At 63.9% G+C, this 15,249-nt stretch carries 14 protein-coding genes; 9 read left to right on the top strand and 5 right to left on the bottom strand.

Annotated elements, in window-relative coordinates; translation table 11 throughout:
• Positions 1–59 precede the first annotated feature (59 nt).
• A complete protein-coding gene (locus tag ABID37_RS14045) occupies positions 60–1,154 on the top strand; it encodes a COX15/CtaA family protein (RefSeq protein ID WP_354195761.1) in 1,095 nt (364 codons plus the stop codon).
• On the opposite strand, the gene ABID37_RS14040 is transcribed toward ABID37_RS14045, so the two are convergent.
• From ABID37_RS14040 to speB, 3 genes are read right to left on the bottom strand one after another with little or no spacing between them, the layout of a single operon-like run.
• Positions 1,138–1,980: an aminoglycoside phosphotransferase family protein gene (locus ABID37_RS14040; protein ID WP_354195759.1), complete on the bottom strand. Its 843-nt coding sequence runs from the start codon at positions 1,978–1,980 to the stop codon at positions 1,138–1,140. The two genes, ABID37_RS14045 and ABID37_RS14040, sit on opposite strands and share 17 nt — an antisense overlap.
• Positions 1,977–2,909 (bottom strand): N-acetyl-gamma-glutamyl-phosphate reductase, encoded by a 933-nt coding sequence (argC, locus tag ABID37_RS14035; protein ID WP_354195757.1) that lies wholly within the window; start codon positions 2,907–2,909, stop codon positions 1,977–1,979. Before argC ends, ABID37_RS14040 begins: the two co-directional genes overlap by 4 nt.
• A gap of 28 nt (positions 2,910–2,937) precedes the next feature.
• A complete protein-coding gene (speB, locus tag ABID37_RS14030; protein WP_354195755.1) occupies positions 2,938–3,927 on the bottom strand; it encodes an agmatinase in 990 nt (329 codons plus the stop codon).
• Positions 3,928–4,105: 178 nt separating this feature from the next.
• On the opposite strand from speB, the gene ABID37_RS14025 reads away from it, so the two are divergent.
• Positions 4,106–5,398 (top strand): DUF445 domain-containing protein, encoded by a 1,293-nt coding sequence (locus ABID37_RS14025; RefSeq protein ID WP_354195753.1) that lies wholly within the window; start codon positions 4,106–4,108, stop codon positions 5,396–5,398.
• 164 nt (positions 5,399–5,562) lie between these two features.
• Positions 5,563–6,063 (top strand): MaoC family dehydratase, encoded by a 501-nt coding sequence (locus ABID37_RS14020; RefSeq protein ID WP_354195751.1) that lies wholly within the window; start codon positions 5,563–5,565, stop codon positions 6,061–6,063.
• A gap of 57 nt (positions 6,064–6,120) precedes the next feature.
• Here ABID37_RS14020 and ABID37_RS14015 read toward each other — a convergent pair whose 3' ends face one another.
• Entirely contained in the window at positions 6,121–6,816 is a 696-nt protein-coding gene (locus ABID37_RS14015) for a fumarylacetoacetate hydrolase family protein (protein WP_354195749.1), read from the bottom strand.
• Between the two features lie 206 nt (positions 6,817–7,022).
• Here ABID37_RS14015 and serS point away from each other — a divergent pair, with 206 nt between their 5' ends.
• The 4 genes from serS to ABID37_RS13995 all read left to right on the top strand — a co-directional run bounded on the left by serS (position 7,023) and on the right by ABID37_RS13995 (position 11,054).
• The gene (serS, locus tag ABID37_RS14010) at positions 7,023–8,327 is read left to right on the top strand and encodes a serine--tRNA ligase (RefSeq protein ID WP_354195747.1); all 1,305 of its coding nucleotides are present in this window, start codon (positions 7,023–7,025) and stop codon (positions 8,325–8,327) included.
• On the top strand, positions 8,327–9,085 hold the full coding sequence (surE, locus tag ABID37_RS14005; protein ID WP_354195745.1) for a 5'/3'-nucleotidase SurE: 759 nt from the start codon (positions 8,327–8,329) through the stop codon (positions 9,083–9,085). Before serS ends, surE begins: the two co-directional genes overlap by 1 nt.
• Positions 9,082–9,729, top strand: coding sequence for a protein-L-isoaspartate(D-aspartate) O-methyltransferase (locus ABID37_RS14000; protein WP_354195743.1), 648 nt, complete (start codon positions 9,082–9,084; stop codon positions 9,727–9,729). The genes surE and ABID37_RS14000 overlap by 4 nt, the downstream gene beginning before the upstream one ends.
• A gap of 107 nt (positions 9,730–9,836) precedes the next feature.
• Positions 9,837–11,054, top strand: a complete 1,218-nt coding sequence (locus ABID37_RS13995) for a peptidoglycan DD-metalloendopeptidase family protein (protein WP_354195741.1) — start codon at positions 9,837–9,839, stop codon at positions 11,052–11,054.
• A gap of 138 nt (positions 11,055–11,192) precedes the next feature.
• On the opposite strand, the gene ABID37_RS13990 is transcribed toward ABID37_RS13995, so the two are convergent.
• Positions 11,193–12,107 carry an ATP-binding protein gene (locus tag ABID37_RS13990; protein WP_354195739.1) on the bottom strand — a complete coding sequence of 305 codons (915 nt, stop codon included), beginning with the start codon at positions 12,105–12,107 and terminating at the stop codon, positions 11,193–11,195.
• 177 nt (positions 12,108–12,284) lie between these two features.
• On the opposite strand from ABID37_RS13990, the gene yajC reads away from it, so the two are divergent.
• Positions 12,285–12,620 (top strand): preprotein translocase subunit YajC, encoded by a 336-nt coding sequence (gene yajC, locus ABID37_RS13985; protein WP_354196021.1) that lies wholly within the window; start codon positions 12,285–12,287, stop codon positions 12,618–12,620.
• Positions 12,621–12,682: 62 nt separating this feature from the next.
• Positions 12,683–15,247 carry a protein translocase subunit SecDF gene (secDF, locus tag ABID37_RS13980; protein ID WP_354195737.1) on the top strand — a complete coding sequence of 855 codons (2,565 nt, stop codon included), beginning with the start codon at positions 12,683–12,685 and terminating at the stop codon, positions 15,245–15,247.
• The last annotated feature ends 2 nt before the right edge of the window (positions 15,248–15,249 follow it).

Raw genomic sequence — 15,249 nt, 5'->3', positions numbered from 1 at the left:
CAGCAACCGCGCCATGGTCCACCTATCCGCCGCTTCCTTCGAGTTGCTGGAGACCCGCAATGGCTGCCAATGCCGATTACGCATCGTCCGTGCCCGATCGGGACCGTCTGTTGAGGAATCGCGCGCAGGTCCGCTTCTGGCTCTATTGCGTGCTGGTCGTCCTGTTTGCCCTCATCCTCGTCGGCGGTGCGACGCGCATGACCGGCTCCGGCCTGTCGATCACCGAATGGAAGCCCATTCATGGCGTCATCCCGCCGCTGAACGAGGCGGAGTGGCAGGAAGAGTTCCTGAAATACCAGCAGATTCCCCAATACGAGAAGATCAACCACGGCATGAGCCTGGACGAGTTCAAGGGCATCTTCTGGTGGGAATGGGCGCATCGCCTGCTGGCGCGGGGCGTAGGCTTCCTCTTCGCCATTCCGCTGGTCTTCTTCTGGGTGACGCGGCGTGTCGAGCGCGGCCTGACGCCCAAGCTGATCGGCATTCTCGCGCTCGGCGGCTTGCAGGGCGCCATCGGCTGGTGGATGGTGGCGTCGGGGCTGGTCGAGCGTGTCTCGGTCAGCCAGTATCGGCTCGCCACCCATCTCACCATCGCCTCCCTGATCTTCATGGCCACCATGGTGGTGGCCCGCGGTCTGGCACCGCATTCGCAAGCCCCGGCCGGGCGCCGGACGCAAAGACTGGCCGGCATTCTTACGCTGCTGGTCATGGTGCAGATCTATCTTGGCGGTCTGGTCGCCGGGCTGCACGCCGGCCTCAGTTACACGACATGGCCGTTGATGGACGGCAAGGTCATTCCCGGCGACCTGCTGCTGCTTGAGCCGGTCTGGCGTAATTTCTTCGAAAATCCGAAGACGGTGCAGTTCGTCCACCGCATCGGCGCCTACACGCTGTTCGTGGTGGCGCTGTGGCACATGATAGCCACCGGCCGCAGCATCCCGGGCAGCACCCACGCCCGCCGCGCCGTGCTCCTGTTCATTCTGGTGCTGATACAGGCGATCGTCGGCATCGCCACGTTGGTGATGCAGGTGCCCATGCACCTTGCACTGACGCATCAGGGTTTCGCGCTGGTGGTGCTGGGATTCGCCGCCGCGCATTGGCGCGGCACCAAGGGTGCCTATCCGCTGCCCGGCGAGATCAGAAACCCGACCTGACGGCGCACACGGCGGCGGCCACGGCCAGTTCCCGGCCCTCGTCGGCGACATTGCCGTCGCCATGATGCCAGGTCGCCGAGAGGCAGCCATAGGCGAAGGCGTGGTCGAGAAGCCGGCGCGGATCCTGGCCCATGGAGCGCGAAAGCTGCGCCGCCATGCGGGCGATACGCTCGGCATCCATGCACAGATCGTCCCGCTCCAGCGGATTGTAGAACAGGTTGGCCGCATCGAAGCCCGGGTCGCCAAGCACGCCCTTGGCGTCGATGGCCAGCCAGCCGCGCGGGCTTTCGAGAATGTTTTCGTGGTGAATATCGCCATGCAGCGGACATATGCCACGCGCATCGTCGAGCAGTTGCTGCGCCAGCGCGGCGGCCTGCACATAGGAAGAGGCAATATCGGCAGCGCGATCCTGATCGGCCTTTGCGAACAGGGCCTCATAGCGCTCGGACAGCGGCTGCAAGCCGGATGGGGCAGGGTTCTCGCCCGGCGCGTGCAGACGCTGCATCACTTCGGCGGCGATCTCCGTGGCGGCTGCGTCGCCCTCGGTTTCCAGCACTTGCGTGAGGTGCCGCTCGCCGGCGAACTCCAGCAGCATGCGATTGCCGTCCTGGGCGAGCAGGCGCACCAGCCCATGGCCGTCACGCCATGCCAGCAGGTGCGCGCCGCGCAACTCGTCCTCTACGTCGTCGAACGGTTTCAGGTCCTTGACCACGGCGGGCGAGCCGTCTTCGAGGGCAACCTTCCAGACCCGGCTGCTGAATGTGTCCGCAATCAGCCGCGCCCCGATTATTTTCCAGTGGGGAGGAAAGTCCGGCCTTGTCGTCAAAGATCCTTGCCGATCATGAGGTCCAGGTTCTGCACGGCCGCGCCCGACGCACCCTTGCCGAGATTGTCATAGACGGCAATGAGCAGCGCCTGTGCGCGCTCGTCATTGGCGAACACATAGACCTTCATGCGGTTGGTGCCGTTGTAGCGTTGGGGGTCGATATCCGGCACGCGCTCGACCTGCTCGTAGGGCGCGACCTCCACCACGGAACCCGGAATGGCGGCGTAGTGGTCGGCAATGGCTGCATGCAGATCGGCGCCGCTCGGGATGTAGTCGAGCGTTCCCAGCTGCAGCGGCACGATGGTGATCATGCCCTGCGCGAAATTGCCGATTGCCGGCTGCATGATCGGATCGCGGGTGAGCCGGCCATAGGCCTTGATTTCGGGAATGTGCTTATGCTGGAGCGAGAGGCCATAGGGGAAGAATTCGCAGGCATTCTCGCCCTTTGCCTCGTAGTCCTCGATCATGGTGCGGCCGCCGCCGGAATAGCCGGTGATGCCGTTGATGGTCACAGGGAAGTCGGCCGGCAGCAGGCCGGCATCGACCAGCGGACGCAACGTGGCGATCGGCCCCTGCGGCCAGCAGCCGGGGTTGGCCACGCGCATGGCGGCGGCGATCCGTGCCGGCTGCTCCTTGTCCATTTCGGCAAAGCCGTAGTCCCAGCCTTCGGCGACGCGGTGCGCCGTGGAGGCGTCGATGACGCGCGTCATATCGTTCTTGATCAGCGACACGCTCTCGCGGGCGGCATCGTCCGGCAGGCACAGAATGGCGACATCGGCGGCGTTGAGATATTCGGCCCGCGCCGTCTTCTCCTTGCGGCGCTCGACCGGCACCGAGATGATGTCCAGGTCGTCGCGCCCGGCCAGCAGCGTGCGGATCTGGAGCCCGGTGGTGCCGTGTTCGCCGTCGATGAAGATTTTCGGTTTCATTCCTGTCTGCCTGAAAGCCGGGAGGGACTCAGATGTCCTGCCCGTAATGGGTGTTGTTGGCGCCGTCTTCCTGCTTGGCCTTCCGTTCCGCCAGAAGTCCGAGATAGTGCATGGCGATCATCGAGCCGGCGATTGCGGTAATATCGGCATGGTCGTAGGCCGGCGCAACCTCTACGACATCGGCGCCCACGATGTCGACCTGTCCAAGCTGGCGCAGCGTCGAAAGCATCCGGGCCGAGGAAGGCCCGCCGGCCACCGGGGTGCCGGTACCCGGCGCGAAGGCAGGGTCGAGGCAATCTATGTCGAAGGTGAGGTAGGTCTTGCGGCCGCCGGTGCGCTCCACGATGGCATAGGCGATGTCGGCGGCGCGCATTTCCTCCACCTCATGGCCATGCAGGATCTTGATGCCGAATGTTTCCGGCGCGTGGGTGCGGATGCCGATCTGGATCGAACGGTCGGGGTCGATGATGCCTTCCTTGACGGCCCGGCCGACGAAGGAGCCATGGTCGATGCGCTTGCCGTCGTCCGGCCATGTATCCTGATGGGCGTCGAACTGCACCAGCGCCAGCGGGCCGTGGATGGCGGCATGGGCCTTGAGCAACGGCCAGGTAATGAAGTGATCGCCGCCCAGCGTCAGCAGGAAGGCGCCGGATTTCAGAATTTTCGTCGCTTCGCGCTCGATGGTGGCGGGGGTCTTCTGGTGATTGCCGCTGTCCAGCAGGCAATCGCCATAGTCGACCACGGAAAGATTTTCGAACAGGTCGCGTGAGAACGGATATTGCGGATCGTTGTCGAGGATCGCCGAGGCGCGGCGGATCGCCTGCGGCCCGAAGCGCGCACCCGGCCGGTTGGTGACCGCCGCGTCGAACGGCACGCCCCAGACGACCGCATCGGCGCTGGATACGTCCTTGGTGAACTTGCGACGCATGAAGGACAGCGCGCCGGCATAGGTGGGATCGGCGGCCGCGCCGCGCTGGCTCCGCGCGGTGAAGGCATGGTCGATGGTCCTCGAGGGCATGCTCGCTCCTTGAACGTCACGGACGGGGTGCAACAAGTACAGAAGTGACGGGCAACTTGCCAGCGCCTCGGCGGTTTAATGCTGGGGAGGGGCGATGTTGGCAAAGACGGGTTGCAAGCCATAGCTGCATGACATCGCCGGGCCGATAATGGCCGGGAGAATCGAACGGGCCGATGCAATGGAAAATTCGACAGCATATGTCGCGCATGGCGATGCCGCCTCGCAGGACCAAGCCAAGATCGCGGCGCTGCGGCGCACCAAATTTGCCGCGGCGATGGCGCTGCTGGGCTGCGTCGCCCTGTTCGCCACTGCCAAGATGCTGGAGCCGAGCTATCCCGCCATGGGGCTGGTCGCGGCCTTCGCTGAAGCCGCGACCATCGGCGGGCTGGCTGACTGGTATGCCGTGGTGGCGCTGTTCAGGCGGCCGCTCGGCCTGCCGATCCCGCACACCGCGATCATCCCCGCCAACCAGCACCGCATTGCCGACAATCTCGGCCGTTTCATCGAGGTGAATTTCCTGGCGCCCGGGCCGGTGCGCGAAAAGCTCAGGCAGGTGGATTTCGCGGCCCTTGTGGCCGACTGGCTGGCGGACGAGAAACGCGCCGCCGGCCTGTCGCGCTTCATCGGACGGCTGGTGCCGCAGATGCTGGCGGCTGTCGAGCAGTCCGGGTTGCGCGAATTCGTCGGGCGCCGGTTGATGGACGAGCTGGAGAAGGTGCAGGTGGCGCCGCTTGCCGCCGATCTTCTGTCGGCCTTCACCCATGACCGAGGGCATCAGAAGCTGTTCGACGAGCTGGTGCGCGGCGTCTCCGGTTTCCTGGCCGACGAGAAGGCCTTGCAGGCCATGCGGGAAAAGATCCGCGCCGAGCTGCCGACGCTGTTCAACCTTTTCCGGGCCGACGCCTATCTCCTCAAGAAGATCGTCGCTTCGGCGGCAACGTTGCTGGACGACGTCATGGCCGACCCCGACCATCCGCTGCGCGAGGAATTCGACCGTTTCGTGCAGGGCTTCATCGTCCAGCTCAAGACGTCGGAAGACTACGCCAAACGTGCCGACAAGCTGAAGCGCGACCTGCTGGCGCGACCGGAGATGCGCGATCTGGTCGGCACCATGTGGGGCAGCTTGCGCAGCTTCATCGAACAGGGGGCGACGGGCAAGGATACGGCGATCCAGTCGCATCTGACCAACATGTTCGTGGAGATCGGCCGTCATCTGGCACAGGACCCGAAAGTGAAGGCCGACATGAACGCCGGCTTCATCGTGGCGCTGGCCGCTTTCGTCGAAAGCCAGAAAAGCGGCGTGTCGAGCTTCATCGCCGATCAGGTCAAGCGGTGGGATCTTGCGCAGCTTACCCGGCTGATCGAAATCAATATCGGCAAGGACCTGCAATATATCCGCTTCAACGGCATGATCGTGGGTGGAATTGCCGGCGTGGTGCTCTATGTCTTCGAGAGGATATTCCTTACCTGAACAGGAATCGGAATGGTCTCCGGATTTCACCGAGCTCGGTTGATCTTTTCGATGAAGCCGGTTCCTGGGAAATGTCTGGCCAGTCTTCGGGAAACATTGCCCTCGGTGCCAGGTTGTCGTAACCGGGGGTGAAACAGGCGTACGGCATGTGCCGGAAAGGCGAAATGGAAAAGCGACCACCGACATTCGATGAACTGAAGACCATGATCGGGCAGGAGCTTGGCGTTTCGGCGTGGACGCTGGTCGACCAGTCGCGGATCGACCAGTTCGCCGAATGCACCGGTGACCGTCAGTGGCTGCATGTCGACCCCGAGCGCGCGAAGCGTGAAAGCCCGCTGCGCGTCACCATTGCCCATGGGTATCTCACGCTGTCGATCATCGGGGCGCTCTGCCAGGAAATCGACGCCATTCCGGAGAACACGCAAGCCGCGTTCAACTACGGGCTCGACAAGGTGCGCTTCCTGTCGCCGGTTCGTGTCGGCTCCCGGGTACGCCTGCGCGCCACCTTGCTGTCGATGCAGGAGAAGGCGCCCGGCCAGTATCTGATGAAATTCCTCAACACCATTGATATCGAGGGCGAGGAGAAGCCGGCGCTGATCGCGGAGACCCTGGTGATGTTCTACGAAAGACGCCGGAAGGCCGGCCCACGCACCTCGGCCTCCTAGGGTATTTGCGTCCGGCGAACTGGAGCCGCAGGGGCGCGTTCGCCAGAATGCCCCTGTTTAACGTGGCGGTCCGATTTCCAGTTCGACCGTGCCGACGCCTTCAACCTCGCCGCTGAGGCGGTCGCCGACGGCGACGGGTCCGACGCCGGAAGGCGTGCCGGTGAAGATCAGGTCGCCCGGCTGCAACTCCACCGCTTCGCTGCAGATCGCCACGATGTCCGGCACCGGCCAGATCATGTCGGCGAGATCGCCCTGCTGGCGCACCTCACCGTTGACGGCAAGCCGGATGCGCCCCTTCTGCGGATGGCCGCTGGCCTGTGCAGGCACAAGCGGCCCGCACGGCGCGGACTGGTCGAACGCCTTGGCCCAATCCCACGGCCGGCCCATCTTCTTGGCCACATCCTGAAGGTCGCGCCGGGTAAGGTCGATGCCGACGCCGTAGCCCCAGACATGGTCGAGCGCCGCATCGCGGCTGATCAGTACGCCGCCCTTGCCGATGGCGACCACCAGTTCGATCTCGTGATGAAGGTTCTGGGTCAGTGCGGCGTAAGGAATGGTGCTGCCCGAATCCACGAGGGCGTCGGCCGGCTTGGTGAAAAAGAAGGGCGGCTCGCGCTCGTCATTGCCCATCTCGCGGGCATGGGCGGCATAATTGCGCCCCACGCAGAAGATGCGCCGCACCGCGAAGCGCTGCCTGCTGTCGTGAACGGCGACGGAAGGGACGGGCGGCGGCGGCAGGACGAAATCGGTCATCGGCTCTTGGACTTTCGCGCTTGCTGTGATTCTGTTTTGCCGTGCGCGGCGAAGCGCACATTCCTCCCAATTCCCCGGATCGGCAAGAAGCGACATCGAGAAACGGGCCAATCGGTGAAAAATTGCGGTCCCTGCCATGGCCCAAGCTTGAAACGTCTTGGGATGCGGTTTAGGCCCATGACACTTCACCAGGGAACAGGCCTGCCATGCTTGACATCAAGTGGATTCGCGAGAACCCCAACGCTCTTGTCGATGCACTGACGAAGCGTTCGTGGTCGCAGGCCGAGGCGAAGTCGACGGTAGATGACCTTGTCGCCCGCGATGAGGCGCGCCGCGCCCATGTGCTGAAGCTCCAGCAGGCGCAGGAGCGCCGCAATGCCGCCTCCAAGGAGATCGGCAAGGCCATGGCCGCTAAGGACATGGAACTGGCCGAGAAGCTGAAGGCCGAGGTGGGTGACATCAAATCCTTCATCCAGGACGGGGAGGCGGAAGAGCGCCGTCTGGACAAGGCGTTGAACGACGCGCTCGCCGTGATTCCCAACCTGCCGCTGGACAATGTTCCGGTGGGCAAGGACGAGAACGACAATGTCGAGTTGCGCAAGGTCGGCAAGGTCACGCCGCCTCCCAACTGGGCGCGCGAGCATTTCGACCTTGGCGAGGCGCTCGGGCTCATGGACTTCGAGCGCGCGGCGCGGCTGTCCGGCTCGCGCTTCACGGTGCTGAAGGGCCAGCTCGCGCGGCTGGAACGGGCGCTCGGCCAGTTCATGCTCGACCTGCACACGACCGAGCATGGCTACACGGAGGTGCAGGTGCCTTTGCTGGTGCGCGACGATGCGCTGTTCGGCACCGGCAATCTGCCGAAATTCGAGGAAGACCTGTTCTTCGTGCCCCATGGCGAGAACAGGCTGGGCCTCATTCCCACCGCCGAAGTGCCGCTCACCAATCTGGTGCGCGAGGAGATCACAGCGCATGAAAAGCTGCCGATGCGCTTCACCGCGCTGACCCCGTGCTTCCGTTCGGAGGCCGGTTCCGCCGGCCGCGACACGCGGGGCATGCTGCGCCAGCACCAGTTCTACAAGGTCGAGATGGTGTCGATCACCGACGCCGAAAGCTCGATCGAGGAGCACGAGCGCATGACGGCCTGCGCCGAAGAGGTGTTGAAGCGCCTGGGCCTGCCGTTCCGCACCGTCGTGCTGTGCACCGGCGATATGGGCTTCGGCGCGCGCCGAACCCACGACATCGAAGTGTGGCTGCCGGGGCAGAAGACCTATCGCGAAATCTCCTCCTGCTCGGTCTGCGGCGATTTCCAGGCTCGGCGCATGAATGCCCGTTACAAGGACAAGGACGGCCGGGGCAACCTGTTCGTCCATACCCTGAACGGTTCTGGCGTGGCCGTCGGCCGCGCGCTGATCGCGGTGATGGAGAATTACCAGAACGAGGACGGCTCCATCGCTGTTCCCGATGCCCTGCGGCCCTATATGGGCGGTCTCGAAAAGATCGAAGTGAAATAATGCGCATCCTGCTCACGAACGACGACGGCATCCATGCCGAAGGCCTTGAATCGCTTGAACGTATCGCCCGGACGCTGTCGGACGATGTGTGGGTCGTGGCCCCCGAGAACGACCAGTCCGGCTATGCGCACTCGCTGTCGATCTCGGAGCCGCTGCGCCTGCGCAAGATCGGCGAGAAGCGCTATGCCGTGCGCGGCACGCCGACCGACTGCGTGATCATGGGCGCCCGCAAGGTCCTGCCCGGCATGCCGGACCTCGTTCTGTCGGGTATCAACTCCGGCTCCAACATCGCCGACGACGTGACCTATTCGGGAACGGTGGCCGGCGCCATGGAAGGTACGCTGCTCGGTATTCGCTCGATCGCCTTGAGCCAGGCCTACAGCCATGACGGCGAGGAGCGCGTCGTGCCTTACGAGACGGCGGAAGCGCTTGCGCCTGCCCTGTTGAAGAAGCTTCTGGCCATGCCGCAACAGGAAGGCGTGCTCATCAACATCAACTTCCCCAATTGCGCGCCGCAGGACGTGAAGGGAACGCAGGTGACATCGCAGGGCAAGGTCGTTCATCGCCTGTGGATCGACGAGCGCCGCGACGGGCGCGGCCTGCCATATTACTGGATGCGGTTCGGCCGGGGCGAAAGCAACGGCAAGGCCGGCACCGACATTCATGCGATCGAGAACGGCCATGTCTCGGTCACGCCGCTGCAACTCGACTTCACCGCCTACGAAATCCGCGATCAGTTGACCAAGGCTCTGGCATGACGGACGACGATCGCGAGGGGTTTGCCGCCTTCCTGCTGCGCCTGCGCGGCAAGGGAACCGTTCCCAAGGCGCTCATCGCCGCGATCGAGGCCACGCCGCGGCGCGGCTTCCTTGCACCGCAGTTCAGCGCGGTCGCCTGGTCGGAGCGCATGCTGCCGATCGAGTGCGGCGAGGCCATCGAGGGCGCCGACATCCAGGCGGCCATCCTCGCCGCCATGGCGTTGGAAACGGGCATGCGGGTCATGGAGATCGGCACCGGCTCGGGCTACACGGCCGCCGTCATGTCCCGGGTGGCCGGGCGGGTGGTGACCGTCGAGCGCTACAGGACGCTGGCCGATCAGGCGCGCCAGCGCTTCGAGGCGCTCGGCATCTCCAACGTCATCGTGCGCCATGCCGACGGGTCCAACGGCCTGCCCAACGAGGGGCCTTTCGACCGCATCGTGGTTTGGGCAGCCTTCGAGAGCCTGCCGCGTTTCCTGCTCGAGCAACTGTCCAGCGGCGGCGTGGTGATAGCGCCGATCGGGCCGGAGGAGGGCGAGCAGGTGGTGGCCAAGCTGACCAAGGTGGGCAGCCGTTTCGAACGCGAAGACATCGGCATCGTGCGCCTTCAGCCGATCCTTCACGGCATCGCAGCCGTCATTTGACCACAGCTTTTAAGAAAATTTCCGCTGAATTTAATGGTTTAACCGACCAGTAACATTAACGCGCTTTAATCGTACCCAGTTCGTTCCGGGTCAGCGCGGGTAGTGTCATGCAGTTCAGCGTTTTGAAGGCAAAAGGGCGCAATCTGGCGCGAGGTTGTGCCGTCCTCGTGATTGCCGCCGCAGCATCGGGTTGCAGTTCGGGCGCAATGCGCTTCGCCGATGGGTTGGATGGCATCACCACGGCCTCGACGCCGCAGGCCAATGTCGGCAACTACGGGCAGGCTTCCCAGCCATACCCCGGCGATGTCGCTGCCCAGCCTGTGTCGACGGGCGGTGGCTACAGCTCCGGTTCGGTCGGACGCTCTTCGCTGCCGCCGCCTTCGCAGCCTTCCGTCGCACAGGCCCAGCCGGCTCCTGCGCCGGCCCCGGTTCAGGTGGCTTCCGCTCCGGCGGTCGATACCACGACAACCGGGACCGTCCGTCAGGCGCAGCCCGCGCCGACACCGTCCAACAAGCCGTTCCAGTCCGCCGGCGAAGAGACAAAGCGACTCGCGAATGCGCCGACACTCACCCAGCCCCAGCAGGTGGCGGCCCAGCCGCAGCCAGCCAAGCCGGCCGCTGGCGGCAGCTACACGGTGCAGCAGGGCGATACGCTGTCGGCAATCTCGCGCAAGACCGGAGTGAGCGTGGCTGCGTTGCAGCAGGCCAACGGACTTGCCGACGGCAATATTCGCAGCGGCCAGACCCTCAAGCTCCCGGGTGCGGCAGGTGCGGCGGCGACCACGACCACGGTGGCGGCTGCAAAGCCGGCCAATGTCGATCCGGTCAAGACAGCCTCCACGCCGCCGGTCGCCCAGCAGCAGACACCGAGCGAGAAGCTTGCCTCCTACACGCCTCCCAAGCAGGCGACCAAGGCGGTCGAGCAGGTCGAGGACGACGGCGCGGTCGCTCCCGATTCGACCGGCATCGGCAAGATGCGCTGGCCGGTGCGGGGCAGGGTGATTTCCGGCTTCGGACAGGGCGGCGACGGCATCGATATCTCGGTGCCGAAGGGCACGCCGGTCAAGGCGGCCGAAAACGGCGTCGTCATCTATGCCGGCGATGGCCTCAAGGAGTTCGGCAATACCGTTCTGGTGCGGCACGAAAACGGGTTGGTCACGGTCTACGGCAATGCCAGCGAGTTGAACGTCAAGCGCGGCCAGACGGTCAAGCGCGGCGAGCAGATCGCGCTTTCGGGCATGAGCGGCAACGCCACGTCGCCCAAACTGCACTTCGAGGTTCGCAAGAATTCGGCGCCGGTCGATCCGTCGACCCTCCTGGAATAACAGGAACGACCCGTAGCGGGCCGCCTGACCTCCAGTCCGGCCCGCCCGCTCGACCCGCCCTTGCAAAAGGGCGGGTTTTTCAGTTGGCAGGAAAGGAGGGACGGAAAGGCGGTGGCCGCTTCTCCGTCCGATGTTCGATCAAACCGCCGGATCGGCTGCGCGCGATTTGCCGGTCGCATGGGGATCCAGCGGCTTGCCCAACCGGCCGGCCAGGTCCTGAATGAATTGCCAGGCGACGCGGCCCGAGCGGCTGCCGCGCGTGGTCGCCCATTCCAAGGCCTCGGCACGCAGGTTTTCTTCCTCCACGTCCAGCCCGTAATGGCCGGCATAGCCGCTCACCATGGCCAGATAGTCGTCCTGCGAGCATTTGTGGAACCCGAGCCACAGGCCGAAGCGATCCGACAGCGACACCTTTTCCTCCACGGCTTCCGAGGGATTGATGGCGGTCGAACGCTCGTTGTCGATCATGTCGCGCGGCAACAGGTGCCGACGGTTCGACGTCGCATAGAAGATCACGTTGTGAGGACGCCCCTCGACACCACCCTCCAGCGCCGCTTTCAGGGACTTGTAGGAGGTGTCGTCGTGGTCGAACGAGAGATCGTCGCAAAAGAGGATGAAGCGATAGGACGCGGCCTTCAGGATGGACATCAGCTTCGGCAGCGTGTCGATGTCCTCGCGGTGAATCTCGATCAGCTTCAGGGGCTTGTCGGTTTTGGCCGAAGCGTTGACTGTCGCGTGGGCAGCCTTGACCAGCGACGATTTGCCCATGCCTCGCGTGCCCCACAGAAGCACGTTGTTGGCGGGCAGGCCCGCGGCGAAGCGCTCGGTGTTGTCCACCAATATGTCGCGCACCCGATCCACGCCCTTGATCAGGTCGATGTCGACGCGGTTGACGCTGTGCACCGGCTCCAGAAACGACATTTCGGCCTGCCATACGAAGCAATCGGCCGCTTCGAGGTCGCTCGGCGGCGCCTGCGGCGGCGCCAGGCGGTTCACGGCCTCGATCAGGCGGTCGAGCTTGCGGGTGAGGATATCGATGTTGTTATCGGTCATGGGTAATATTGTTTCGTATCTGTCAATTGAGGAACGAACAGGCTGTAGCACGCACGGAATGGAGCGAAAAGCGCGGGATTGGCCGCCGAGCGCGGTTGCAATGGCTGCTTGAGCGACTATATTCCGGCCGGATTTTCTGGCCGGATTGCGGCTTTCCTTACAATCCAGGAGTTGTTCATGTTCGTGACCCCGGCATACGCGCAGGCCGCAGGCGGCGCACCCGATATGTTCGTCAGCATACTGCCTTTCATCCTCATTTTCGTGGTAATGTATTTCCTCATCATCCGCCCGCAGCGCGCGCAGATGAAAAAGCGCGGCGAGATGCTCGCGGCCATTCGTCGGGGCGATACGGTGGTTACCGGCGGCGGTTTCGTCGGCAAGGTGACCAAGGTCATCGACGACAACGAGCTCGAGATCGACCTGGGCGGGATGAAGGTGACTGCGCTGCGCTCGACCATCGCCGACGTCCGCGTCAAGGGCGAGCCGGTGGCGAACCAGAACGCCAAGAAATAACCGTAATGCGGGCCGATGGCCCCATTGCATAGCCTACGGGCACGCCAACAGGTTCTCGACTTATGCTTTATTTCTCGCGCTGGAAGACGTTTTCGATCTGGGCCGTCGTCCTGCTGGGCGTGCTGCTTTCCCTGCCCAATATCTATCCGCAGTCGCTGATCTCCTCGCTGCCGAGTTGGTTCCCGACCAAGCAGATGACGCTCGGCCTCGATTTGCAGGGCGGGTCGCACATCCTGCTCAAGATCGATACCAACGACCTGATCAAGGCCCAGTTGGAAAGTGCGCGAGACGAAATCCGGACACAGCTTCGTGATGCGCGTATCGGCTATACGGGCCTGTCGGGCACCGGCAAGGTCGTGCAGGTGCGCATCCGCGATGCCGGCCAGGTAGCGGCCGCCAAGGCGGCGCTGACATCGCTGACCACGCCGGTTTCCTCCGGCCTGTTCGGCTCCGGCAGCGTAACGGAAATGTCCATGGACGAACCGGAGCCCGGCGTGCTCCGCTTCACCATGACGGATGCGGGCATCCAGTATCGCACCGCCACGGCGTTGAACCAGTCGATCGAGGTGGTGGGCCGCCGCGTCAACGAGCTCGGCACCACCGAGCCGATCGTCCAGCGTCAGGGCGACGACCGCATCCTGGTCCAGGTGCCCGGCCTGCAGGACCCGCAACGCCTGAAGGATATTCTGGGCCAGACCGCGAAGCTGACATTCCAGATGGTCGATCAGACGGTGCCGGTGCAGGAAGCCATGGAAGGGCGTCCGCCGGCAGGCTCCACCGTCATGTTCTCGCGCGATGATCCGCCGATCCCCTATCTCATCGAGAACCGGGTGATCGTTTCGGGCGAGAATCTGGTGGACGCACAGGCGACCTTCGACCAGCGCACCAATGAGCCGGTGGTTTCGTTCCGCTTCGATTCGAAGGGCGCCTCGCGCTTCGGCCAGGCGACGCAGCAGAACACCGGCAAGCTGTTCGCCATCATCCTCGACAACCAGGTCATCTCGGCGCCGCGCATCAATGAGCCGATCCTCGGCGGGTCGGGCCAGATTTCCGGCTCCTTCACGCCGCAGAGCGCCAACGATCTCGCCGTTCTGCTGCGCGCCGGCGCGCTTCCGGCCACCTTGACCATCGTGGAAGAGCGCACGGTCGGCCCGAGCCTCGGCGCGGATTCGATCAGCGCCGGCAAGTTCGCCTCTGCCGTCGGCGCCATTCTGGTCATCGTCTGCATGCTGCTGGTCTATGGCAGGCTCGGCCTCATCGCCAATCTGGCGCTGGCCGCCAACGTGGCCATGATGATCGCCATCCTGACGGCGCTCGGCTCGACACTCACGCTGCCCGGCATCGCGGGTATCGTGCTGACGATGGGCATGGCGGTCGATTCCAACATCATCATCTTCGAGCGCGTCCGCGAGGAGCGATCCTACGGGAAATCCATCGTCCAGTCCTTCGATCAGGGCTTCAAGCAGGCGCTTGCCACGGTGGTGGACGCGAATCTGACAACCTTCATCGTGGCGGTGATCCTGTTCTACATCGGCACCGGCCCGGTGCGCGGCTTCGCGGTCACGCTCGGCATCGGCATCGTCACCACCGTGTTCACCGCCTTCACCCTGACGCGCTGGATGGTGGCATTCTGGATCAAGCGCGCACGGCCCACCGAATTCCCCAAGGGCCTCGTGCACTATCTGCCGCTGGAACCGTCGCTGCCGTTCATGCGCTTCCGCAACTGGGCCTTTGCCCTGTCGGGTGCCGTCTCAGTCGCCATCGTTGCCATGATGTTCGTCACGGACTTCAACTACGGCGTCGATTTCAAGGGCGGGTCGATGATCGAGATCCAGGCGAAGTCGCAGCAGGCGGACGCCGCCGATGTGCGCTCGCGCCTGGAGGAACTGAATCTCGGCGATGTGCAGGTGCAGGAATTCGGCAACGAAGGCGAACTGATGGTGCGCGTCGCCGCACAGGATGCCGGCGACAATGCCGAGCAATCCGCCGTGGAGAAGATCAAGAGCGAATTCGCGGAGGATTATGATTTCCGCCGGGTCGAAACCGTCGGCCCGACCGTCTCCAGCGAACTGGCCAAGACCGGCACCATCGGTATCCTGGTCTCGATGCTGGCGCTGCTGATCTACATCTGGTTCCGCTTTGAATGGCAGTTCGGCGTCGGCGCGGTGGTTTCGACCGCCCATGACGTGATCGTCATCGTCGGCATCTATGTGTTCTTCGGGCTGGAGTTCAATCTCTCCAGTGTTGCAGCCATCCTGACAGTGGTCGGTTATTCGATCAACGACACCGTCGTGATCTATGACCGCATTCGCGAAATGCTGCGAAAATACAAGAAGATGCCGATCGAAGAAGTCATCAATCTGGCACTCAACCATACGCTGTCGCGTACGATCCTGACGGGCCTGACCGTGTTGCTGGCGTTGCTGTCGCTGTATCTCTACGGCGGCGAGGTGATATCGTCCTTTGTCTTCGCCATTATCGTCGGCGTCTTCGTGGGCACCTATTCGTCGGTGTTCATTGCCGGCCCGATGCTGATCCTGTTCAAGCTGCGTCCGGGCCTGTTCGAGAAGGAAGACACGTCCAAGAAGGGACCGTCATCCACGATAGCTCCCGCCTCGGGCGGCTGAGC

The sequence above is a fragment of the Aquamicrobium terrae genome (genome assembly GCF_040545735.1).
GTDB classification, from domain to species: domain Bacteria; phylum Pseudomonadota; class Alphaproteobacteria; order Rhizobiales; family Rhizobiaceae; genus Mesorhizobium; species Mesorhizobium terrae_A.
Note: the sequence above shows the minus strand (reverse complement) of the source record. Positions and strands in the feature narration are given on the sequence as shown.

Bases quoted from the DNA above. Each gene is read 5' to 3' on its own strand.
- ABID37_RS14045 (WP_354195761.1), top strand. From the start codon at position 60: ATGGCTGCCAATGCCGATTACGCATCGTCCGTGCCCGATCGGGACCGT.
- argC (WP_354195757.1), bottom strand. From the start codon at position 2,909: ATGAAACCGAAAATCTTCATCGACGGCGAACACGGCACCACCGGGCTC.
- speB (WP_354195755.1), bottom strand. From the start codon at position 3,927: ATGCCCTCGAGGACCATCGACCATGCCTTCACCGCGCGGAGCCAGCGC.
- ABID37_RS14025 (WP_354195753.1), top strand. From the start codon at position 4,106: ATGGAAAATTCGACAGCATATGTCGCGCATGGCGATGCCGCCTCGCAG.
- ABID37_RS14020 (WP_354195751.1), top strand. From the start codon at position 5,563: ATGGAAAAGCGACCACCGACATTCGATGAACTGAAGACCATGATCGGG.
- ABID37_RS14015 (WP_354195749.1), bottom strand. From the start codon at position 6,816: ATGACCGATTTCGTCCTGCCGCCGCCGCCCGTCCCTTCCGTCGCCGTT.
- serS (WP_354195747.1), top strand. From the start codon at position 7,023: ATGCTTGACATCAAGTGGATTCGCGAGAACCCCAACGCTCTTGTCGAT.
- surE (WP_354195745.1), top strand. From the start codon at position 8,327: ATGCGCATCCTGCTCACGAACGACGACGGCATCCATGCCGAAGGCCTT.
- ABID37_RS14000 (WP_354195743.1), top strand. From the start codon at position 9,082: ATGACGGACGACGATCGCGAGGGGTTTGCCGCCTTCCTGCTGCGCCTG.
- ABID37_RS13995 (WP_354195741.1), top strand. From the start codon at position 9,837: ATGCAGTTCAGCGTTTTGAAGGCAAAAGGGCGCAATCTGGCGCGAGGT.
- ABID37_RS13990 (WP_354195739.1), bottom strand. From the start codon at position 12,107: ATGACCGATAACAACATCGATATCCTCACCCGCAAGCTCGACCGCCTG.
- yajC (WP_354196021.1), top strand. From the start codon at position 12,285: ATGTTCGTGACCCCGGCATACGCGCAGGCCGCAGGCGGCGCACCCGAT.
- secDF (WP_354195737.1), top strand. From the start codon at position 12,683: ATGCTTTATTTCTCGCGCTGGAAGACGTTTTCGATCTGGGCCGTCGTC.